Raw genomic sequence first — 22,574 nt, 5'->3', positions numbered from 1 at the left:
GTTGAAAGTATGAGGTCATTTATGAATAACAGAGGAACAATTGATAGTCGAATAGATTATTCACTTATTCTACTCGTCTTTTTTTTACTAGTTGTAGGTATACTCTCATTGTATATCGCAGTTAGTCAGGATTATCCTGATATTGTACTTCAGATGGTTGGGCAACAGGTTGCATGGATAGGAATTGGAGTTGTTGCTGCCTTCTTCGTTATGTTTTTTTCTACCAAGTTCTTATGGCAAATTACACCGTTTCTCTATGTTTTGGGTTTAGGATTGATGGTTCTTCCATTATTTTTCTACAGTCCGGATTTAGTTGCTTCAACAGGTGCTAAGAACTGGGTTACGATTGGAGATACAACGCTGTTTCAACCTTCTGAATTTGTGAAAATCTCATACATCATCATGTTGGCAAGAGTGATTGTTACATTTCACAAGTACCATGAAGAACAGTCCATAAAGAATGATTTCAAATTAATAGGATATTTGACACTCTTTACGATTCCTGTTTTGGCATTATTAGCCTTACAAAGTGATTTGGGTACATCCTTGGTTTTCATTGCTATTTTTTGCGGAATGGTTCTTTTATCAGGAGTATCATGGAAAATATTGGTGCCCATTAGCCTTGTTGCTTTCGTTTTGGTGACTGGCTTTATGTTGATTTTTATTTCACCTGGTGGAACAACTCTATTGCATAATTTGGGAATGGACACCTATCAAATCAACCGGATTTCCGCTTGGTTGGATCCTTTTAAAAATGCTCAAACTACGACCTATCAACAGGCACAAAGTCTCATTGCGATTGGAAGTGGTGGTTTAAAAGGGATTGGCTTTAATCAGACTAATTTACTCATCCCAGTTCGTGAAAGTGACATGATTTTTACTGTTATTGCTGAGGATTTTGGTTTTATAGGTAGTAGTGTATTGATTGGTCTATATTTATTGTTAATTTATAGAATGTTACGGGTTACCTTGAAATCGAACAACAAATACTATACCTACATATCTACAGGCTATATCATGATGCTTTTGTTCCACGTTTTTGAGAATATTGGTGCAGCAACTGGATTATTGCCTTTGACAGGTATTCCTTTACCTTTTATTTCACAAGGTGGATCATCAATGGTAGCCAACTTAATTGGTATAGGATTGATTTTGTCCATGGGTTACCAGTATCATTTGTCGAATGAAAGAGACAATGATCATTCACGTAAATTTAAAAAAATCACGATCAAACGTGTAGAAAGATAGGTTTCATATGGTAAAAGTTGCAGTAATGTTGGCGCCGGGTTTTGAAGAAATCGAGGCTTTGGCACCTGTTGATATTTTTCGTAGGGCTGGATTTGACTGTCATATGATAGGATTGCTGGATCGAACGGTTGAAGGTTCTCATGGAATTCGTGTGGAAGCTGATACAAGGTTTTCGGGACAATTAACTTCCTATGATCTTGTTGTATTACCGGGGGGGATGCCAGGTGCTACAAACCTTCGTGATCATAGTGAATTGATTGCGGACTTACAGGCTGTCGTTGACACTGGTAAAGTTGTTGCTGCTATCTGTGCTGCTCCTATTGTGCTGCATAGAGCTGGCTTATTGGAGAACAGAAACTACACGTGCTATCCAGGTATGGAACAGGATATTCAATCAGGGAATCATATTGAAGAAGTAGTTGTAGTTGATGGTCCAATCGTTACAAGTCGTGGGGCAGGAACCAGTCTGGAATTTGCTTATACGTTGGTAGATATGTTTGGCAATGATGGGCATGAATTAGCTAAGAAGATGGTTTATCGCCGTAATTAAGTAGAATGAGAAAGGTAGAATGAGAGTCATCTACCTTTCTTTTTTACTGTTAAATTAGTAAAAAATATGCTATAATGAAAGGTATTCACTAGAATGTTTTTAATAGCGATAAAGGAAGAAAAATGACAGAAGAAATCAAAGATTTACAAGAAAAAGCTCAAGAGTATGATGCCAGTCAAATCCAAGTTCTAGAAGGTCTTGAAGCAGTTCGTATGCGTCCAGGGATGTATATTGGTTCCACATCTAAAGAGGGTTTACATCATTTGGTGTGGGAAATCGTCGATAACTCGATTGACGAGGCGTTGGCGGGATTTGCGAATAAAATTGAAGTTATCATTGAGCCAGATAATTCTATTACCGTTATTGATAATGGACGCGGTATTCCTGTTGATATTCAGGAAAAAACGGGGCGTCCAGCTGTTGAGACGGTCTTCACAGTGCTCCATGCCGGAGGTAAATTTGGCGGAGGCGGCTACAAGGTATCTGGTGGTTTGCACGGCGTTGGTTCTTCTGTTGTAAATGCCTTGTCTACTCAATTGGATGTACGAGTCTATAAAAACGGTCAGGTTTATTACCAAGAATACCGAAGAGGTGAAGTTGTTGCAGATTTGAAAGTAATAGGTGAAACAGACCGTTCTGGTACAACTGTTCATTTCATACCAGACCCTGAGATTTTTACTGAAACAACTGAATTTGAATTTGCTAAATTAAACAAGCGGATTCAAGAACTTGCATTTCTAAACCGTGGTTTAAATCTTTCAATTACTGACAAGCGGGAGGGCTTGGAACAAACCAAGGAATACCATTATGAAGGCGGGATTGCCTCTTATGTTGAATACCTCAATGAAAATAAAGATGTGATTTTTGAAACACCAATTTACACTGAGGGTGAAATGGAGGATATCACTGTTGAGGTTGCTATGCAATATACAACAAGTTATCATGAAAATGTCATCAGTTTCGCCAATAATATCCATACTCATGAAGGCGGTACTCACGAACAAGGTTTCCGTACAGCATTGACTCGTGTCATCAATGATTACGCTAAAAAGAACAAAATCCTAAAGGAAAATGAAGACAATTTAACTGGTGAAGATGTTCGAGAAGGTTTGACAGCAGTGATTTCTGTTAAGCATCCTGCACCGCAATTTGAAGGACAAACAAAGACAAAACTTGGAAATAGCGAAGTTGTAAAAATAACAAACCGCCTCTTTTCTGATGCTTTTGCAGAGTTCCTGTTGGAAAATCCACAGATTGCTCGACGGATTGTTGAGAAAGGGATTCTGGCGAGCAAGGCTCGTATTGCAGCCAAACGTGCGCGTGAAGTCACTCGTAAGAAATCAGGTCTTGAGATTTCCAACCTTCCCGGTAAGTTAGCTGATTGTTCATCGAATGATGCAACAAAGACAGAGTTGTTTATCGTTGAGGGGGATTCAGCCGGTGGATCAGCAAAATCTGGCCGAGACCGTGAGTTTCAGGCAATCCTACCAATTCGAGGTAAAATCTTGAACGTTGAAAAAGCGAGCATGGATAAGATTTTGGCCAATGAAGAAATCCGTAGCTTATTTACTGCTATGGGGACTGGGTTTGGAGCGGATTTTGATGTTACTAAAGCTCGTTACCAAAAATTAGTCATCATGACAGATGCCGATGTCGACGGTGCTCATATTCGTACTCTCCTTTTGACTTTATTCTACCGCTACATGCGTCCGATTGTTGAAGCAGGATATGTCTACATTGCACAACCACCTATCTATGGTGTTAAGGTTGGAAGCGATATTAAAGAGTATATTCAACCAGGTGTCAATCAAGAGCAGGAATTACAAGACGCTTTAGAAAGACATAGTACGGGACGCTCTAAGCCAACTATTCAGCGTTATAAAGGTTTGGGAGAGATGGATGATCATCAATTATGGGAGACAACCATGAATCCAGAAAACCGTTTAATGGCGCGTGTTTCAGTTGATGATGCTGCAGAAGCTGACAAGATATTTGATATGCTGATGGGGGATAAGGTCGAACCACGTCGAGAGTTTATCGAAGAAAATGCCGTGTATTCAACACTAGATGTGTAAAATTGAAAAAATTAGTGCAATCGCTAGTAAGATATGGTATAATTAAGCGATATTTACTCGTAATCATTATGAAACTAAGGAGATTTACATGCCTACTGGAACAATCATTTTAATCATTTCGATTGTTATTATTTTAATCATTGCCTATGTAGCCTGTCTGATTGTTCGCAAACGTAATGATAACCTTTTGGTTGCATTAGAAGAGCGTAAGGAAGATTTATTTAATCTGCCAGTGAATCAGGAAGTGGAGGCCGTTAAGGCACTTCATTTGATTGGTCAAAGCCAAGTTACATTCCGTGAGTGGAATCAAAAATGGGTGGATTTATCACTCAACTCATTTGCTGATATTGAAAATCATATTTTTGAAGCTGAAGGTTTTAACAATGCTTTCCGATTCATTAGTGCAAAAAATGCAATTGATAGTATTGAAAGCCAGATTAATTTGGTTGAGGAAGATATTGAAGCTATTCGTCACGGACTTGTTGAGTTAAAAGAACAAGAGGAGAAAAATTCAGGTCGCGTGAAACATGCATTGAATCTCTTCGATAGTTTACAGGAAACAGTTCGAGATAATGCTGATAGTTTTGGTGAAACCTTGCCAGAATTAGAGAAACAGTTGAAGAATATTGAAGTCGAATTCTCTGAGTTTGTCATGTTAAATTCATCTGGGGACCCAATCGAGGCGTCTGAAATTCTTGATAAGACAGAAGAGCACATGATTGCCTTGAATCAAATTATGGAACGTATCCCTAATTTGATTGAAAAGGTTGAAAAGTCATTCCCAGATCAATTAGATGATTTGGAGACTGGTTATCGCAAATTAGTAGAACAAAACTATTTGTTTACAGATAGTGATGTAGAATCTCAATTCCAGAATATTCGTGTCTCTATTCGTGAAAATACAGCCTTGATTGTATCGTTTGATTTGGATGCGGCTGAAGTTGAAAATGAAGAGATTCAAGCTAAATTGGATAAACTATATCAATTATTCACTCGCGAGATTGAAGCTCATAAAGCTGTAGTTAAAATCAGTAATACCTTGCCTAAATTCCTGGAACATGTAACTGAAAATACTACTAAATTGAATGAGGAAGCCCAACGCTTAAATACGAGCTACTTACTGGCTGATAGTAAATTGTCACGTATAAATCAATTGCAAAATCGTTTGGAGTCCATTGAAATAGTTGTGACTGAAAGTGTTGATGAGATTGAGACACCACAAGTTGCTTATTCAATTGTACAAGAGCGTCTAGAACATGCTTTATCAACATTGAAAGAAATCGAAGAAGAGCAATTGGTACTTGCAGAGTATCTGAAGTCACAAGAAATTTCAGAAAATGCAGCGCGTAAAAAAGCTACACTTTATATCAATAAGCTTCATACCCTGAAACGCTACATGGAAAAACGCAATATGCCAGGTATTCCTGGTGAGTTCTTAACAAGTTTCTTCAGAACAAGCGATCATGTTGAGGCATTGATTTCTGAATTGGACTATAAACGAATTAACATCGAAGTGGTTAACCGTTTATTAGAAAATGCTACTTACGATATGAATCAACTGGAAGAGTTAGCTTATTTAATTGTACAAAATGCAACTTTGACAGAGCAACTCTTACAATATTCTAACCGTTACCGCTCATTCGACGAGAATGTTCAAAAAGCTTTTAATCGTTCTTTAGCTATTTTTGAAAAAGAGTTTGATTATCAAGCCTCTTTTGAAGAAATTTCATTTGCATTGGAAACAGTTGAGCCTGGTGTAACAGAACGTTTCGTTCGTTCATATGAAAAAACTCGCGAAGCCATTCGCTATTAAACAAAGACGAAAAGACCAGTATATCGCATTAGGAAAAGCGATATACTGGTCTTTTTTTGTAAGTCCTATTGGTAATTGATGACTTCTTCTCTAGAAATTGAGTATTCTTCTAATAAGGATTCAAGCTGATCAAAGCCTAATCTGAAATGGGCCAGTTTATGACCGTCAGATCCAATTGAATAGCGATGGCATCCCAATTGTTGAACCAGAGAAAGTGCATAACGATAAAGGTCTTCGTGATGGTAGAGGTAGATACTCTTGGCATTTAATTCAAATGCAAGATTATTTTCAATCATTTTTTGAAAAATACGAATTAACTGTGGTTCATATATCTGTAAATCCTTGACGGATAAGTCGAAGAGACGAAATCCATAGTCAAAATGGGCAAGAACATCAGCCTCAACGCGTCCGATAGCGTATTCTAGTCGATCTAAGTAGTCACTTATGATGGTGTGCATATCCATGTCAGCTACTTCATCGTCTAAGTAGTCATTTACACCATTATGGTGGACGGAGAGTAGTTTTAGATCAAACTCTTTATCAGCCAGATAAGAAAGAATATCTGCTTCGCGTGGCTGGAAGTAGCCAATTTCAATTCCTTTTTTGATGCGGTTATTGTATTGTTTGTTTAGCTCAGCTATTTCTTTAGAATAGGCTTCATAGTCGGGTACATCGTCCTGTTTGCTGTAAGGGTTGGATAAGTCAAAATGTTCTGTTGTCACAATTTCGCCATCGTACTGATCCAAATAATCTTTAAAATCTGTTTCTGAGTCATAGGAATGATGAGTGTGCAAATGGTTATCTCGCATGGCAAACCTCCTTTTTTTCTATTGTAACAGAAGCTAGAATCTTGAGCAAGACTTACTTTAAAGGCGAAGGTTAGGATTATCATAAAAAATTCTGATAATTCTTGCAATTTCTTAAAAATTTGGTAAAATAGTACAAAATAGAAAATCGAAGATAGAAACAATCCCGAATCGCTTGCAGAGAGTATCTAGTTGCTGAAAGGATACAATGATTTGGGCACACATTCTTGAGTGCAGTTGTGAACGGTTGAAAGACTCAATAGCAATTGACGTCTGCTCACGTTACGAGCTGAAGTCTTAGACTTCCTGAGGGATATGTGGCGACATATATCTGAATGAAGGTGGAACCACGTGCAAACGTCCTGATACAAGGACTTCGCATGTGGTTTTTTGATTTTGGAGGATAAAATGGAACTAAAAGGACTGAGAAAAATTGAACCGTACATAGCTGGAAAACAGCCAAAGGTAGAAAATATGATTAAGCTTAATACAAATGAAAATGCCTATGGTCCAAGTCCGGCTGTTATAGATGCATTGGCGAAATTTGAAGGAAAACACCTCCGGCGCTACTCTAGCTTAGATCAGGCTGAGTTGCGTCAGGCACTTGCGCATCAGCATGGGTTGGATCCGGAGCAGTTTGTGATAGGAAATGGTTCAGATGATATTCTTTCCATGGCTTTCCTTGCTTTTTTTCAAACTGAATCACCTGTATTATTTCCAGATCTAACCTATGGGTTCTATAAGGTATGGGCTCAACTCTATGGTGTCCCTTATGAGGAGGTTCCTTTGAGAAATGATTTTTGTTGGCATGTAGCTGACTATCAGAGGGAATGTGGAGGTATTATTTTAACCAATCCAAATGCACCGACAGGGCGATTTCAGACCTTAGATGAGATTGAGGCTGTATTGAAAGCCAACTCACAAGTAGTGGTTATAGTTGATGAAGCCTATGTCAATTTTGGTGGACAGTCAGCATTGGGGCTTCTTGATAAATATCCGAATTTATTTATTACTCGTACATTTTCTAAAGATGCTTCTCTAGCAGGATTGCGAGTTGGATACGGTGTAGGCTCTAAGCAACTCATAAGTGTGATTCAAGCTGTTCGCAATTCGATCAATCCCTATAATGTTGATGCAATTTCAGAAACACTTGCACTTGCAGCAGTGGAAGATTGGTCATATTATCAAGAATCTTGCCAAGCCATTATGGAAACACGTGATTGGTTTGCAAATGAATTAGGTGGCTTAAACTTCGATGTCTTACCTTCATCAACAAATTTTCTTTTAGTCAAACCCTCGTTGGTTAAGGCGGAGGAGCTGTTTGCCTATTTAGAAAAAGAAAATATTTATATACGCTATTTTCCTTCCCAGGAACGAATTCAGGATTGGCTTCGTATTTCCATTGGAACGCAGAAGGAAATGGAAACTGTCCTATTAAAAATAAAGGAATATTGTCATGAACAAACGAACATTGCCACAGGGCTTACATGATAAACTGTTTAAACGGGCCAAAGCAACTTATGAAATTGAAAGAACTGTTAGTGATCTCTTAATGGAACGAGGATTTCATCGGATTGAGACACCAACATTGGAACATTTTGAAGTATTTTCTGATCAAGTAAATAGAGATAATTACCATTTATTTGATAAAGAAGGTCAATTACTTAGCCTACGCCCAGATATTACCAGTCAAATTGCCAGAGTAATTGCCTCAACACGGGTGCACACACCAATTAAATTTTCATACTCTGGTAAGGTTTTTCAAAGTCAGGAGTTGATGCGGGGGTTGGAAAATGAGCGAACTCAGGCTGGTATCGAAATTATTGGCTTTCCTGCTCAAGTAGCATATCAGGATGCTATTTCTAGTGCGAAGGAAGCTCTTGATAAGCTTGGATTAAAGGGATATAAATTTGAGTTTTCTCATGCGGCAATTTTAAGGACCATCTTCGATCATCTTGAATTGACTGGTGAACTTGCAAATGAACTCTCCCTCCATATTCGAGATAAAAATATCACTAAGTTGAATGAATTTACCAAGCGACACCCTAGTGAATTTGATGGCTTTATTCGCAGGCTTCCTTATTTATTTGGAGAGAGTGGGACGGTCTTGAGACAAGCTCGGGAAGTGGTGTCTAATTCTCAATTACTCAAGGCCTTTGATCAATTAGAAGAATTGATTGCCTTCATTGAGAAAGACTTAGGTATCGTAACTGTAGATTTAGCGCAACTTCCAACTGTTCCATACTATACCGGTATGATGTTTAAGGTTTTTGATCAACAGGTACCGGATGCCTTCTTATCTGGAGGGCGATATGATAAATTGTTTGAACGATTTGGTGCTCAGAAACTGACAGCGGTTGGATGGGCTTTAGAGATTGATGCGGTTTATCAAGCAATCCGTAAGAATATTGATTATGAAGGAGGCCAGTAAGATGGTGGAACAAGTAACCATTGCTCTAACCAAAGGGCGGATTGAGAAAGAAACGCTTGCTTTACTTGAAAAAGCTGGATTTGATATGTCCTTTATGATGGAAAAAGGGAGAAACTTGATTTTTGAAAGTCCAGATGGGCAGTTTCGATTTTTATTGGTCAAGGCTCCTGATGTTACGACCTATGTTCGACATGGAGTGGCAGATTTAGGGATTGTTGGTAAGGATGTGCTGATTGAGCACCCAACTGGTTTTCTTGAAATGCTAGATTTAAATTTTGGACTTTGTAAATTTTCAGTAGCTTCCATTCCTACATACAATCCAAGTGACCATAAGCGCAAGCGTATTGCGACCAAATATCCAACTGTTGCCATGGAACATTTTAATAAAAAAGGTGAAGATGTTGAAATTATTTCTATACAAGGCAGTGTGGAAATTGCTCCAGTATTAGGGTTGGCAGATGCGATTGTGGATATTGTGGAAACTGGAAATACCTTAGTTGCTAATGGTCTTGTAGTTTTCGAAGATATTTGTCGCATTTCGACTAGGTTAATTGTTAATAAGGCTAGTATAAAGAACAAGCCCCAAATTCGTGAGTTTATTGAAAAATTAGAAACGATTGTTGGAAATGAGGAGGTCCCCTTTACATGAAACGATTAAGTGGAAAAAGTCAAGAAATTGCACAGCTTCTCTATGAAGAACAGATTGCACTAAATGCAGAAACGGTATCGGTTGAGGAAGTTGTTAAAGACATTATGGCCGATGTTGCTCAAAATGGTGATGAGGCTCTTAGACGTTACAATCAACAGTTTGATGGTATTCATGTGGAACAACTGGCTGTTTCTGATGAGATGCTTGATGAAGCCTTTGCGGCTATTGATCCGCAAATCCTTTCTGCCTTACAACAAGCTAAGGCGAATATTGAATCCTACCACCTGCAACAGGTTGAAAAGGGATTTGAAGATCAACCATCAACGGGTGTTATCCGTGGTCAGTTGATTCGTCCATTGGAGAGGGTTGGAGTCTACGTCCCAGGTGGTACTGCTGCCTATCCTTCATCTGTCTTAATGAATGTAGTTCCAGCTAAAATTGCTGGTGTTTCAGAAATTGTAATGATTACTCCTCCACAGGAAACCTATCATCCAGCTATATTGGTTGCAGCAAAACTAGCTGGTGTAGATAAGATTTATCAGGTGGGTGGTGCTCATGGCATTGCTGCTCTTGCATATGGAACGGAGTCTATTCCCAAGGTAGATAAGATAACAGGTCCGGGAAATATTTATGTAGCAACGGCAAAAAAACTAGTTTATGGTTTGGTTGGGATTGATATGATAGCTGGACCATCCGAAATTGGGGTGATCGCGGATGAATCAGCTAACCCTGTTTATGTTGCTGCGGATTTATTATCACAAGCTGAACATGATAAATTGGCACGAGCTATTTTAGTGACTAATTCTGCCAAACTGGCTCAACAAGTAGAACAAGAAATTGAACGGCAGCTTGAATCACTACCGAGAAAGGAAATTGCAGCAGCATCAATTGCTGATAACGGACGGATTATCCTCACAGAAACAGTAGATGAAATGTTTGAGCTGATGAATTTGGTTGCTCCAGAGCATTTGGAAATTGCAATGGAAAATGCCTATGAATATCTTCCATTTGTCAAACATGCAGGCTCTATCTTTTTAGGACATTTTACTAGCGAGCCTATTGGAGATTATTTTGCAGGAACCAATCACGTCCTTCCTACATCTGGAACCAGTCGTTTTTATTCAGCATTGGGAGTTCATGATTTTATCAAACGTATTCAGTATACACAATATAGTAAGGAAGCTGTACAAGAAGCTAGTCAGGCCATTACAACCTTGGCATATTCAGAAGGTTTGGCTGCTCATGCACGTGCAATTGAGGTGAGAAATGAAGAAAGTTAAAGGATTATTGGTCATGGATGTGGATAGCACCTTGATCATGGAAGAAGGAATTGATTTATTAGGCGAGGAAGCGGGGGTAGGCGAACAGGTTGCAAGTATTACCGAGCGTGCCATGCGGGGAGAGTTAGATTTTGAAGAAGCACTTCGGGAACGTGTTGCCCTGTTAAAAGGCTTGCCAGAAACGGTTCTGGATACTATCTTAGGACGTATTCATTTCACACCTGGGGCAGAAGAACTGGTAGCAGAGTTGCACAAGCGAGGTTATAAGGTTGCAGTTGTTTCAGGCGGCTTCCATCAAACGGTGGATATTCTAGCGGAGCGACTCAATCTCGATTATGTTAAAGCCAACCACTTGGAAATTATCAATGGTAAATTAACAGGTCGTGTTCTTGGTGAAATTGTGACTAAGGATGTAAAAAAAGCTCAGTTGAAAGCTTGGGCTTTAGACAATGACTTAGAACTGAAGGATACGATTGCCATGGGAGATGGAGCCAATGACCTACCTATGATTCAGGAGGCGGGTATTGGAATTGCTTTTTGTGCCAAACCAATTGTTGAACAAGCTGCTCCTTACCGTATCACCGAAAAAAATCTCTATAAGGCAATTGAAATAATTGATGAGGTAACTGCATGAGACAAGCAAGTATTGAACGTAACACTTTTGAAACAAAAATCAAGTTGACGGTAAATCTGGACCAGCAAGAACCTGTTGAGATTGCAACAGGTGTAGGTTTTTTTGACCATATGCTGACGCTTTTCGCCCGTCATAGCCGCATTTCACTCCTTGTTACTGTAGATGGAGATACTTGGGTGGATAGTCACCATACTGTTGAGGATGTGGGAATTGTTTTAGGACAAGCTATAAGAGAAGCCTTAGGCAAAAAAGAAGGTATAAATCGCTATGGAACTAGCTTTGTACCCATGGATGAAACGCTTGGAATGGCTAGTCTTGATCTTTCTGGTCGTTCTTACCTGGTTTTTGATGCTCATTTTGACAATCCAAAATTAGGAGATTTTGATACTGAATTAGTGGAAGAATTCTTTCAAGCGTTGGCCTTCAATCTACAAATGAACCTCCACTTAAAAATATTACATGGAAAGAATAGTCATCACAAGTCAGAAAGTTTATTCAAAGCTACTGGTCGTGCTTTACGAGAAGCAATCACGATAAACCCTGAGATTCAAGGGGTTAACTCAACAAAAGGGATCTTGTAAGATGATGATTGTAATTGATTATGATGCTGGCAATACTGCAAATGTATTGCGAGCTTTAAAGAGTATTGGAGTAGAAGCAGTATTGTCTGCAAATCCAGAGAAAATTCGGAAGGCCCAAGGATTAATATTGCCTGGAGTAGGAGCCTTTCCTTCTGCAATGGCGGAGTTGGAAAAACGCCAACTCATCTCAGCTATTAAGGAGGCTGTAGCTGGTGGAACACCACTCTTGGGAATTTGTCTCGGGATGCAGTTACTTCTTGAAGAAGGATTGGAACACCAGCCAACTCAAGGATTAGGACTGATTCCTGGAACGTGTCGGCCAATCCTACCAGAGGCTGGATATCCTGTTCCCCACATGGGATGGAATGTTTTGCAAACGAGACAACAGAATCCACTCACTAGTGATTTAGATGGAGAATCTGTCTATTTTGTCCATAGTTATTTTACAGATATTCCCAATGAATATTTGGATGTAACGGCCTCTTATAGCCAAGAAATTCCAGCTATGATATCCAAAGAAAAAGTGTATGGTGCGCAATTTCACCCTGAAAAATCAGGTGAGATTGGCCTAGGTATTTTGCGGAATTTTGCTCAAGTTTGCCAACTAGAAAGTAGAGGTGGTATATGAAGATTTATCCAGCCATTGATATAAGAGAAGGTCGCGCTGTTCGTCTGTTCAAAGGAGACTTTCGTCAAGAGACAGTTGTTAATCCAGACGTGATTGGACAAGCTAAACTATTCAAAGAAGCTGGTATTGATTTTATCCATGTTGTGGATTTGGATGGAGCTTTGGAAGGGCGAGCTGCCAACCGTGATTTAATTGCTCGGTTAAAACAGGAGAGCGATTTGAACATACAAGTTGGTGGGGGAATTCGCACCCTTGAGCAGATTGCGGACTATTTGGAAGTTGGTATTGATCGTGTGATCATTGGTTCTATGGCTGTCAAAAAACCTTCTTTTGTGCAAGAGGCACTAGCTCATTTTGGCAGTGATAGAATCGTTGTAGGGATTGATACAAAATCTGGTCGTGTCGCAACGGAAGGGTGGCTTGAAACCAGTGATGTAGACTTTGTTCAGCTTGCTTTAGAAATGGAAAAAATTGGTGTCCGCTTATTTGTTTATACAGATGTAGATCGCGATGGAACGCTGGCAGGTCCCAACTTTGCACATTACAAAGAGCTAATTGCAAAACTCACAAGTGCCAAAGTAATTGCTTCTGGTGGTATTCATGCCCTCAGTGATTTGGAACAATTAAAAGCAATTGGTGTTTACGGCACGATCGTAGGCAAGGCTTATTATAGTGGAAGAATTAGCCTTGCTGAACTGGTTGAAGTGGAGGAATAATATGTTAGCGAAACGCATTATTCCTTGCCTTGATGTCAAAGACGGCAGAGTGGTTAAAGGCGTTAATTTTGTCAATTTAACTGATGTGGGGGATCCTGTTGATGCTGCCAAAGCCTATTATGAAGCTGGTTGTGATGAACTAGTTTTCCTTGATATTACAGCAACCCATGAAGAACGAGATACGACTGTTGATATGGTACGTCGAGTTGCAGAGCAGGTTTTTATTCCTTTTACAGTTGGTGGAGGTATTCGGTCGGTCGAAGATATGAATAAGATGCTAAAGGCTGGTGCCGACAAGGTTTCTGTGAATTCATCAGCTGTTGCAAATCCACAACTCATTGCGGACTGTGCAGAAAAGTTCGGTAATCAATGTGTGGTGGTGGCAATAGATGCAAAAAAAGTAGAGGATGGTTCCTGGCATGTATTTGTAGCAGGTGGTAGAAAAGATACAGGTTTTGACCTACTTGACTGGGCCAAAAAGGTAGTTTCCCTTGGTGCTGGTGAAATCCTTTTAACCAGCATGGATAAGGATGGCACCAAGTCTGGTTTTGATATCGAAATGCTCAATGCTGTGGCTAATGTAGTGACGGTTCCGATCATTGCTTCAGGTGGTGCGGGCAATAGCCAACATATCTTAGAGGTTTTTGAACAAACTCCTGCTACTGGAGCGTTGGCTGCTTCTATATTTCACTATGGTGAAGTGAGCATTGCTGATACTAAGCAGGCTATGCGACAAAGTGGAATAGAGGTAAGAGTGTGATGGTGCAGTTAAATTTTGAAAAGCAGGGAGGACTGATACCTGTGATTGTTACAGACTACCAAACAGGTCAGGTCCTCATGCTTGCTTACATGAATCAAGATGCCTATGAAAAAACACTAAGTACCAGGCAAATGCACTACTGGAGTCGTTCTCGCCAGGAGCTCTGGCATAAAGGCGCAACGAGTGGACATTTTCAAGAGGTTGTCTCCATAAAAACGGATTGTGACAATGATACTCTCCTTGTCTCCGTTCGCCAAACAGGAGCTGCCTGTCACACAGGTGCATACAGTTGTTTCTTTAATGATATTTTGTAATGAAAGGAAAAAATATGCTCAATACCCTATATCAAGAAGCTCTAGATCGTAAAACAAACCCCAAAGAGGGTTCTTATACCAATTACCTTTATACCAAAGGTTTGGATAAAATCTTGAAAAAAGTCGGAGAAGAATCAACAGAAGTTGTACTCGCTGCAAAAAATGCAGATAAAGATGAAATTTCTCAAGAAGTTGCTGATTTGCTCTACCATTTAGCAGTACTTTTAGTGGAAACAGAAGTATCACCTCAGGATGTAGAAGCTGTATTAATTGAACGTCAAGGAAAAATAAGTAAAACAGCCGACAGAAAAGAAATCACTAATTATTAGTGATTTCAGGGGAACTAATCGAAAGAGATTAATATCTTTCGATTTCCGTTACTTCCAGTTAACCAATATGTTTAAGTTAGGCTAGGGTAGGGTAGTAAATCTTTGGCTTACACCCTTCGAAAATCAAAATTATCCGTTGACAAGAGACTTGATGAGTGGAGTGGGAAAGAATTCGACTAGGTATAAATGAGTTCACTCATTACCAAATATGTAGGTTCGGGCTTCCTAGGTCACCTTCTAATTTTACGGTGACCAGCTGAATCAGTTCACTGAATAAGCCTCGCTTTTATTTTTTTAGCACGGGTAAAAACACTTCGCTTTTTTATTTCTAGGCTCAGGTACGAATAGTTCACTGGACTATTCGTATCCCCTGACTGTTTTAATCCACTCCACTGGACTATTTTGACACAAACTTTGAGAAGTGGCCCTGGGCTTGAGCCCAGCCTTAGCCTGATATCTTCGAATGAGAAAGTAACAGAGTAATATCTTCGGTTTCATGTCTTGAGCACAGCTCGTAATATTTCCAGCCTTCAACTGTCTACTAGATAGTTGAAGCTAGGCTACTTTTGATTTTCATAGAGTAAAAAAGTATTAGAATGTTGATGGAAATAAAAATCAGATGTTCATTGGAATGAGCATCTGATTTTTTTAGCTGAAAAAAATTCTCGAGTCTAATATCGAAAGTTCAATCTCTGATTGAAATTACTTTTCAAATTCTGCTTTGCTTTTAACATCGCCGTATTCTTCAGCAACTTCTTTACTGAGAATGTCTGCGTAGCTGGCAAGTGGAATGTCTTGACCATATTTTTTACGGAGAGCTGTTGTGACTAACCGATACGCTAAGTTGGCATTGCGAGACAAGATGGGACCATGGAAGTAGCTACCAAAGGTATTTTTGTAGTGCATACCCTCTCCTCTATCCTCCTTGTTGTTCCCATTACCATAAATAACATTACCTAGCGGTTTCTGATTATCAGCCAAGAAAGTTCGACCTTGGTGATTTTCAAATCCATAGTAGGTCTCATTAAATTCATCATTATGAATTTTGATATCCCCAATATAGCGGTTATTAGTCTGGTTGAGTGTATAATGACCTAAAATGCCTAAACCGTCAATTTTACGTCCACCTGCTTCAATATAATATTGGCCAAGTAATTGGAATCCTCCACAGATGGCAAGCATAACACCGTCATTTTCAATGTAATCAGCTAGATTTTCTTTTTTTGTTGGCAAATCTTTGGCTAGAACAGATTGCTCATAATCTTGACCGCCCCCGAAAAAGGCGATGTCATATAAGTCTTTGTCAAAACGGTCAGTCAGCGAAACAATGTCGACTTGAACACGCGCCCCCAGCTTTTCAGCAACATATTTGAGCATAAGGATATTGCCATTATCACCATAGGTATTCATCAAGTCGCCGTAAAGGTGAGCGATATGGAGATCGTATTGATAGTCTTTATTAGGGCTTTTTAAAGAGGTATAGACCATTACTTCATCTCCTTTCCAACGGCTTGACGCTGAGCGAGTAAGTCACGAAATTCCAACATGGCTGTATATGTAGCCAATATATAGGCGTGTTTGCTGCTAGATTGCTCTATTAAGCTCATGATGTCTTCCAGTTTAGGTGTTTCAGCAATCTGGTTTTCAGGAAAACCAGTCACACGCAGGCGACGGGCAATCTCAGATGAACGAACCCCACCAGCAAACACTTGTGGAATGTCCATTTGGGTTATTTGCTCAAAGTCTGCATCCCAAATCCAGCTGGTATCAATTCCGTCAGCGTAGTTGGCGTTAAGCAGGACTGACAAACTAAAGTCATATGGAGCCAATTTCATCATTTCAATGGCTTGAGTTGCACCTACTGGATTTTTGATAAGGACAAGTGTGCAATCCTTATCTCCTAACTTAAAGGTTTCTTGGCGACCAAACACTGCCTTAGATTTATCAAAACCGGCCTTGATTTCTTCAGGTGAAACTCCGAAGAATTCAGCGACACTGACTGCTGCAAGAGCATTATAAATGTTGTAGAGACCGCCGATATTGATTTTATAGTCTTGACCATCAATCACGAAAGTAGAAGAAGTATTGGTAATTTCCTTCAACTCAGTTAACTTGTAGTCTAGATCAGGCCTACTAAAGCCACAGTTGGTACAAATATAGCTCCCTAAGTTAGCATAGGTATTGAGCTTGTACTGGATAATCTGGTGGCAATGTGGGCAAAGAACGCCTTCAGTATTGTAATGAGCCAGTCGTGGTTCATGTTCTTCCGTTGCAAAACCGTAGTATTTAACTGGATTGATAACAGAAGTTGAATTAAAGAGCGGGCTATCACCATTCGCCAATATTGTTGCTTGAGGGGCTTTGGCTGCCCCGTCCAAAATCATCTGATAGGTGGTATAAATTTCACCGTAGCGATCCATTTGATCACGGAAGATATTTGTGAAGACTATTAAGCTTGGTTTGATAAAGTCTGTAACACGTGAAAGGCTGGCTTCATCAATCTCCAAAACAGCAATTTTTTTGCCATTCTTATTTTTCTTAGCTGACAAAAAAGTGGCTGTAATCCCGGTAATCATATTGGCACCACTTGTGTTGGTTGTGATTTCTCCAAATGCTTCTTGGAGGATTCCAACTGTTAATGCGGTTGTCAACGTCTTGCCATTTGTTCCAGTAATGACGACAACTTCATAATCCTTAGCTAAACTGTCTAAAATATGTTTATCGAATTTGAGGGCGATTTTGCCAGGAAGGGTCGTTCCTCGTCCAAGTTTTTTCAAGATAAATTGACTGGATTTCCCTGCTGCAATCCCTAGTAAAGTATTTATTTTCATGGGACTATTTTAACATAAAGTGCAAGCTATTACTATTATTGAAGTATTTCAGATTTTACAAATATCTGTACCCAAATTTGAGCCCAAATATCTGTAAGATATTTTATCAATAAATAGTAAATTGAGATTTATGATTGTGATCATTTTGTGATATAATAGAAATGATTCAGTGTTATACTTTAGAAAGTGTGAGGTATACATGTTAAGTTTAAACCAATTATTTGATACAGGCTACTGGTCCAGTTTGATAGCTAATCCTTGGACTGCCTTACTTCATCTAATAGATATTGGTATAGTTGTATATTTAATATATAATTTTAGTAAAGCCATTGCTGGAACTAAGATTATGACTCTCATCCGGGGTGTATTTCTCTTTATTATTGCTCAGATAGTGGCAAGTCTATTTGGATTTCAGACAATCGCATGGTTGATTAACCAGGTTATTACCTACGGCGTAATTGCAGCTGTTGTTATTTTTGCGCCTGAGTTACGTGCAATGCTTGAGAAACTTGGACGGACAACTCAGATTTTTACTACGAATTCTGTCAGTGCTGAAGAAAAATTAATAGTTTCTTTTATCAAGTCGGTGGCTTATATGTCTCCACGGAAAATCGGAGCACTTGTAGCAGTTGAGCAGGCACAAACTTTGCAGGAATATAGAGCAACTGGGATTCCTTTAAATGCAGATGTATCAAGGGAACTATTGATTAACATCTTTATACCGAATACGCCACTACATGATGGGGCAGTTATCGTGAAGGAGGACAAAATCGCAGTAGCTTGTGCCTATTTGCCTTTGTCTGAAAGCGCAGGGATTTCCAAGGAATTTGGGACACGACACCGCGCTGCGATTGGATTATCGGAAGTGTCAGATGCCTTTGTTTTTATTGTTTCGGAGGAAACTGGAAGTATCTCGGTTGCACATAATGGTATTTTCAAGCATGACTTGACTCTTGAAGAGTTTGAAGCAGAACTTCGTACTACATTTATTTCTGATTCAGTTCCAAAGAAATCGCTATGGAAACGATTGAGAGGTAGTAATCATGAACAATAAGTTTAAAACAGTTGGTCATCTAGCCTTATCAATTTTTTTGGCACTTTTGCTCTTTTTCTATGCGACAACGACCAATTATAAAAATTCAGAATCATCTGCGAGTAATACAGAATCAGAAACTTATATACATACCTTGAGCGGTGTGCCGATTGAGATTGAGTACGACACAAATAAATATTTTATATCAGGATTCTCTTCAACTGTGGCAGTCGAGCTACGGGGATCCAACCGTGTACTGTTACAACGTGAATCTGATGAAGCTACTCGAACATTTCAAGTTATTGCAGATTTGAGTGATTTGACAGATGGTACTCAGACGGTCACACTCCAATTAGCGAACCTACCTGCTGGTGTTAGTGCAACGCTGGCTCCAGATGCAATCACTGTAAAAATTGGCAAAAAAGTTAGTAAGAGTTTAGCAGTCCAAGGAGTTGTTTATAGCAATCAGCTAGCAAGTGGATACAATGTGTCTAAAGTAACTGTGGCTGTAAATTCGGTAAAAGTCACAACCGATGAAGAAACAATGGCAAAAATAGATCATGTGGAAGCAGTTGCGATTGATATTAGTAATTTAGACTCAAATTATAGTGGTACAGCCAAGCTACAGGCAGTTGATAGTAATGGAAACGTCTTGCCAGTTGTCTTGTCTGAAACTGAAACAAATATGCAAGTTGTTGTTTCAAAAATTAAATGAGGAATTAAAATGGGAAAATATTTTGGTACGGATGGGGTCCGTGGAGAAGCAAACGTAGAATTGACGCCAGAATTGGCATTTAAACTAGGTCGTTTTGGTGGCTATGTCCTTAGTCAACATGAAACGGATGTACCTCGAGTTTTTGTGGCGCGTGACACACGTATTTCAGGACAAATGCTTGAGTCTGCTTTGGTTGCAGGTCTTTTATCAGTAGGTATTCATGTATATAAACTAGGTGTACTCGCAACACCTGGTGTTGCCCACTTAGTCAAAGTTGAAAAAGCTAGCGCAGGGGTTATGATTTCTGCAAGCCACAATCCAGCACAGGATAATGGAATTAAGTTCTTTGCTGGTGATGGTTTCAAATTAGATGATGCATTGGAAGCAGAGATAGAAGCTCTTCTTGATGCGGAAGAAGATACATTACCACGTCCATCTGCTCAAGGTTTGGGTGATGTAGTGGAGTATCCAGAAGGTCTACGCAAGTATCAACAATTTTTAGTGTCAACTGGTACTGAATTAGAAGGTATGAAAGTTGCTTTGGATACAGCTAATGGTGCAGCGGCAACTTCTGCTCGCCAAATTTTTGCAGACCTGGGTGCAGATTTGACGGTTATGGCTGAAAATCCAGACGGTTTGAATATCAATGAGGGCGTTGGTTCTACGCATCCTGAAAAATTGCAAGAATTAGTTAAGGAAACAGGTAGTCAAATAGGTCTTGCCTTTGATGGTGATAGCGATCGATTGATTGCTGTAGACGAAAATGGTGATTTAGTAGATGGCGATCGCATCATGTATATCATTGGTAAATACCTTGCTGATCGTGGTCTATTGGCCAAAAATACAATTGTGACCACAGTTATGTCCAATCTCGGATTCCATAAGGCCTTGGATCGCGAAGGAATTGAAAAAGCTGTGACCGCAGTTGGAGACCGTTATGTGGTCGAGGAAATGCGCAAAGAAGGTTACAATATTGGTGGTGAACAATCTGGTCACGTAATTCTTATGGATTATAACACCACAGGTGATGGCCAATTGACCGCTGTGCAACTGACTAAAATCATGAAAGAAACAGGTAAAACCTTGTCAGAATTGGCGGCAGAAGTTACGATTTATCCACAAAAATTAGTCAATATTCGTGTTGAAAACAGCATGAAGGATAAATCTATGGAGGTTCCTGCTATTGCAGCTATCATTGAAAAGATGGAGGCAGAGATGGCAGGGAATGGTCGTATCTTAGTTCGTCCAAGTGGGACTGAGCCACTATTGCGTGTTATGGCGGAAGCCCCAACAGATGCTGAGGTTAACTATTATGTAGATACAATCGCAGATGTGGTTCGTACTGAAATCGGTTTAGATTAAAAGAGTAAACAGGGAGTGGGAAAGAACTCGACCAGTCTAAAAAGAGTTCGTCTTCCCACCCCCGCACAGTTGATTAGGTCAGATTTCGAGTGTGAAACACGAACAAATCTGCCAATCAACCACTGCGCTGAGATGTTGACACGAACTCTGAGAAGCGAGGTTGGACTTTCTGCCCAGCCTCTTTTGTGAGGAATTTATGAGTATTTTAGAAGTAAAGAATTTGAGCCATGGCTTTGGTGACCGTGCAATTTTCGAAAATGTCTCCTTCCGTCTCTTGAAAGGGGAACATATCGGACTTGTCGGTGCCAATGGTGAAGGGAAATCGACCTTCATGTCCATCGTGACAGGTCAATTGCAACCAGATGAAGGGAAGGTTGAATGGTCACGTTATGTAACGGCAGGTTATTTAGACCAGCATGCTAAATTAGAAAAGGGTCAATCAGTTCGTGACGTCTTACGCACAGCCTTTGATGAATTATTCAAAACCGAAGCTCGTATCAATGATATTTATATGTCAATGGCTGAAGATGGGGTTGATATCGATGCTCTTATGGAAGAGGTTGGAGAACTCCAAGATCGCTTGGAAAGTCGTGATTTCTATACTTTAGATGCTAAAATTGATGAAGTAGCTCGTGCTCTTGGTGTCATGGAATACGGTATGGACAAGGATGTGACGGAGTTATCAGGGGGACAACGGACTAAAGTTCTTTTGGCAAAATTGCTCTTGGAAAAGCCAGATATCTTGCTCTTGGATGAACCAACCAACTACTTGGATGCTGAGCATATTGACTGGCTCAAACGATATTTGCAGAACTATGAAAATGCATTTGTTTTAATTTCCCATGATATTCCATTCTTGAATGATGTGATCAATATTGTTTATCATGTTGAAAACCAATTATTAACTCGCTATACAGGTGACTATTATCAATTCCAAGAAGTCCATGCCATGAAGCGTGCACAATTGGAAGCGGCCTATGAACGTCAACAGAAAGAAATCGCTGATTTGCAGGATTTTGTGAATCGAAATAAGGCTCGCGTTGCTACTCGAAATATGGCCATGTCTCGCCAGAAGAAGTTGGATAAGATGGAGATTATTGAACTTCAGTCCGAAAAACCAAAGCCATCCTTCGACTTCAAAATGGCACGCACACCAAGTCGTTTTATCTTCCAGACCAATAATTTGGAAATAGGATATGATCGCGTTTTAACACGCACACCGCTCAATTTAACCTTTGAGCGTAACCAAAAGATTGCCATTGTCGGTGCCAATGGTATTGGTAAATCCACCCTTCTCAAAAGTCTTCTAGGCATTATTCCACCGCTAGGAGGAACTGTTGAGCGTGGGGAGTATTTAGAATTAGGGTATTTTGAACAGGAAGTTGCTGCTGGTAATCGTCAGACGCCACTAGAAGCGGTATGGGATGCCTTTCCTGCTCTTAATCAGGCGGAAGTTCGGGCGGCCTTGGCTCGTTGCGGTTTGACTTCCAAACATATCGAAAGCCAAATTCAAGTTCTTTCAGGTGGTGAGCAGGCCAAAGTTCGCTTCTGTTTGCTTATGAACCGTGAAAACAATGTACTTATCCTTGACGAGCCGACCAACCATTTAGATGTGGATGCCAAAGATGAACTTAAACGAGCTCTCAAAGCCTACAAGGGCTCTATTCTCATGGTCTGCCATGAGCCTGATTTCTATGAGGGCTGGGTTGACGATGTTTGGGATTTTAATGAATTGACTTAAGAAACAAGCTATCGAAAGGTAGCTTTTTCTTTGTAGTACGACGGGCATGTCGTACATCTGAGGTGAAAGTCCTCTGCG

22 protein-coding genes are annotated in these 22,574 nt (G+C 39.8%); 19 read left to right on the top strand and 3 right to left on the bottom strand.

All coding sequences use genetic code 11. The features are described from left to right. Positions 1-9: 9 nt before the first annotated feature. From K6V48_RS01735 to ezrA, 4 genes are all read left to right on the top strand, one after another. Positions 10-1,248 (top strand): FtsW/RodA/SpoVE family cell cycle protein, encoded by a 1,239-nt coding sequence (locus K6V48_RS01735; RefSeq protein WP_024396309.1) that lies wholly within the window; start codon positions 10-12, stop codon positions 1,246-1,248. 7 nt (positions 1,249-1,255) lie between these two features. Next, on the top strand, positions 1,256-1,798 hold the full coding sequence (locus K6V48_RS01730; RefSeq protein ID WP_024392386.1) for a DJ-1 family glyoxalase III: 543 nt from the start codon (positions 1,256-1,258) through the stop codon (positions 1,796-1,798). 122 nt (positions 1,799-1,920) lie between these two features. Beyond that, a complete protein-coding gene (gyrB, locus tag K6V48_RS01725) occupies positions 1,921-3,873 on the top strand; it encodes a DNA topoisomerase (ATP-hydrolyzing) subunit B (RefSeq protein ID WP_222367482.1) in 1,953 nt (650 codons plus the stop codon). Between the two features lie 88 nt (positions 3,874-3,961). Then, the gene (ezrA, locus tag K6V48_RS01720; protein WP_172085290.1) at positions 3,962-5,686 is read left to right on the top strand and encodes a septation ring formation regulator EzrA; all 1,725 of its coding nucleotides are present in this window, start codon (positions 3,962-3,964) and stop codon (positions 5,684-5,686) included. Between the two features lie 65 nt (positions 5,687-5,751). Here ezrA and K6V48_RS01715 read toward each other — a convergent pair whose 3' ends face one another. Continuing rightward, positions 5,752-6,495, bottom strand: a complete 744-nt coding sequence (locus tag K6V48_RS01715) for a PHP domain-containing protein (RefSeq protein ID WP_222367481.1) — start codon at positions 6,493-6,495, stop codon at positions 5,752-5,754. Between the two features lie 405 nt (positions 6,496-6,900). Here K6V48_RS01715 and hisC point away from each other — a divergent pair, with 405 nt between their 5' ends. Genes hisC through hisE form a run of 11 tightly spaced genes read left to right on the top strand, consistent with a single transcriptional unit; the run spans position 6,901 to position 14,814 of the window. Beyond that, positions 6,901-7,983 (top strand): histidinol-phosphate transaminase, encoded by a 1,083-nt coding sequence (hisC, locus tag K6V48_RS01710; RefSeq protein ID WP_222367479.1) that lies wholly within the window; start codon positions 6,901-6,903, stop codon positions 7,981-7,983. Further along, entirely contained in the window at positions 7,949-8,923 is a 975-nt protein-coding gene (locus K6V48_RS01705) for an ATP phosphoribosyltransferase regulatory subunit (RefSeq protein ID WP_222367473.1), read from the top strand. The genes hisC and K6V48_RS01705 overlap by 35 nt, the downstream gene beginning before the upstream one ends. Position 8,924: 1 nt before the next feature. Further along, on the top strand, positions 8,925-9,572 hold the full coding sequence (gene hisG, locus K6V48_RS01700) for an ATP phosphoribosyltransferase (RefSeq protein ID WP_024392392.1): 648 nt from the start codon (positions 8,925-8,927) through the stop codon (positions 9,570-9,572). Further along, on the top strand, positions 9,569-10,852 hold the full coding sequence (hisD, locus tag K6V48_RS01695; protein WP_222367472.1) for a histidinol dehydrogenase: 1,284 nt from the start codon (positions 9,569-9,571) through the stop codon (positions 10,850-10,852). Before hisG ends, hisD begins: the two co-directional genes overlap by 4 nt. Then, positions 10,839-11,486, top strand: a complete 648-nt coding sequence (gene serB / locus K6V48_RS01690; protein ID WP_222367471.1) for a phosphoserine phosphatase SerB — start codon at positions 10,839-10,841, stop codon at positions 11,484-11,486. The genes hisD and serB overlap by 14 nt, the downstream gene beginning before the upstream one ends. After that, on the top strand, positions 11,483-12,067 hold the full coding sequence (gene hisB, locus K6V48_RS01685) for an imidazoleglycerol-phosphate dehydratase HisB (protein WP_024392395.1): 585 nt from the start codon (positions 11,483-11,485) through the stop codon (positions 12,065-12,067). The genes serB and hisB overlap by 4 nt, the downstream gene beginning before the upstream one ends. 1 nt (position 12,068) lies before the next feature. Next, entirely contained in the window at positions 12,069-12,695 is a 627-nt protein-coding gene (hisH, locus tag K6V48_RS01680) for an imidazole glycerol phosphate synthase subunit HisH (protein ID WP_222367470.1), read from the top strand. Next, positions 12,692-13,411, top strand: coding sequence for a 1-(5-phosphoribosyl)-5-[(5-phosphoribosylamino)methylideneamino]imidazole-4-carboxamide isomerase (hisA, locus tag K6V48_RS01675; protein WP_222367468.1), 720 nt, complete (start codon positions 12,692-12,694; stop codon positions 13,409-13,411). Before hisH ends, hisA begins: the two co-directional genes overlap by 4 nt. Before the next feature lies 1 nt (position 13,412). Beyond that, on the top strand, positions 13,413-14,171 hold the full coding sequence (gene hisF, locus K6V48_RS01670) for an imidazole glycerol phosphate synthase subunit HisF (protein WP_222367466.1): 759 nt from the start codon (positions 13,413-13,415) through the stop codon (positions 14,169-14,171). After that, a complete protein-coding gene (hisI, locus tag K6V48_RS01665; protein WP_024396297.1) occupies positions 14,171-14,485 on the top strand; it encodes a phosphoribosyl-AMP cyclohydrolase in 315 nt (104 codons plus the stop codon). The genes hisF and hisI overlap by 1 nt, the downstream gene beginning before the upstream one ends. Positions 14,486-14,499: 14 nt before the next feature. Next, entirely contained in the window at positions 14,500-14,814 is a 315-nt protein-coding gene (gene hisE / locus K6V48_RS01660; protein WP_024392400.1) for a phosphoribosyl-ATP diphosphatase, read from the top strand. Between the two features lie 702 nt (positions 14,815-15,516). Here hisE and gatD read toward each other — a convergent pair. Together gatD and murT are read right to left on the bottom strand one after the other, a co-directional pair. Beyond that, positions 15,517-16,302 (bottom strand): lipid II isoglutaminyl synthase subunit GatD, encoded by a 786-nt coding sequence (gene gatD / locus K6V48_RS01655; protein WP_222367465.1) that lies wholly within the window; start codon positions 16,300-16,302, stop codon positions 15,517-15,519. Next, on the bottom strand, positions 16,302-17,645 hold the full coding sequence (gene murT, locus K6V48_RS01650) for a lipid II isoglutaminyl synthase subunit MurT (protein ID WP_222367463.1): 1,344 nt from the start codon (positions 17,643-17,645) through the stop codon (positions 16,302-16,304). Before murT ends, gatD begins: the two co-directional genes overlap by 1 nt. Positions 17,646-17,844: 199 nt before the next feature. On the opposite strand from murT, the gene cdaA reads away from it, so the two are divergent. The 4 genes from cdaA (at position 17,845) to K6V48_RS01630 (ending at position 22,496) form a co-directional block, all read left to right on the top strand. Beyond that, on the top strand, positions 17,845-18,699 hold the full coding sequence (cdaA, locus tag K6V48_RS01645; RefSeq protein ID WP_172016714.1) for a diadenylate cyclase CdaA: 855 nt from the start codon (positions 17,845-17,847) through the stop codon (positions 18,697-18,699). Continuing rightward, complete coding sequence (locus K6V48_RS01640; RefSeq protein WP_172016711.1) at positions 18,689-19,393, top strand: CdaR family protein; 705 nt, start codon at positions 18,689-18,691, stop codon at positions 19,391-19,393. Before cdaA ends, K6V48_RS01640 begins: the two co-directional genes overlap by 11 nt. 9 nt (positions 19,394-19,402) lie before the next feature. After that, entirely contained in the window at positions 19,403-20,755 is a 1,353-nt protein-coding gene (gene glmM / locus K6V48_RS01635; RefSeq protein ID WP_172016709.1) for a phosphoglucosamine mutase, read from the top strand. Between the two features lie 196 nt (positions 20,756-20,951). Continuing rightward, positions 20,952-22,496: an ABC-F family ATP-binding cassette domain-containing protein gene (locus tag K6V48_RS01630; RefSeq protein WP_172071724.1), complete on the top strand. Its 1,545-nt coding sequence runs from the start codon at positions 20,952-20,954 to the stop codon at positions 22,494-22,496. Positions 22,497-22,574: the final 78 nt, after the last annotated feature.

This window comes from Streptococcus suis (assembly GCF_019794555.1).
Taxonomy (GTDB): domain Bacteria; phylum Bacillota; class Bacilli; order Lactobacillales; family Streptococcaceae; genus Streptococcus; species Streptococcus suis_AB.
Note: the sequence above shows the minus strand (reverse complement) of the source record. Positions and strands in the feature narration are given on the sequence as shown.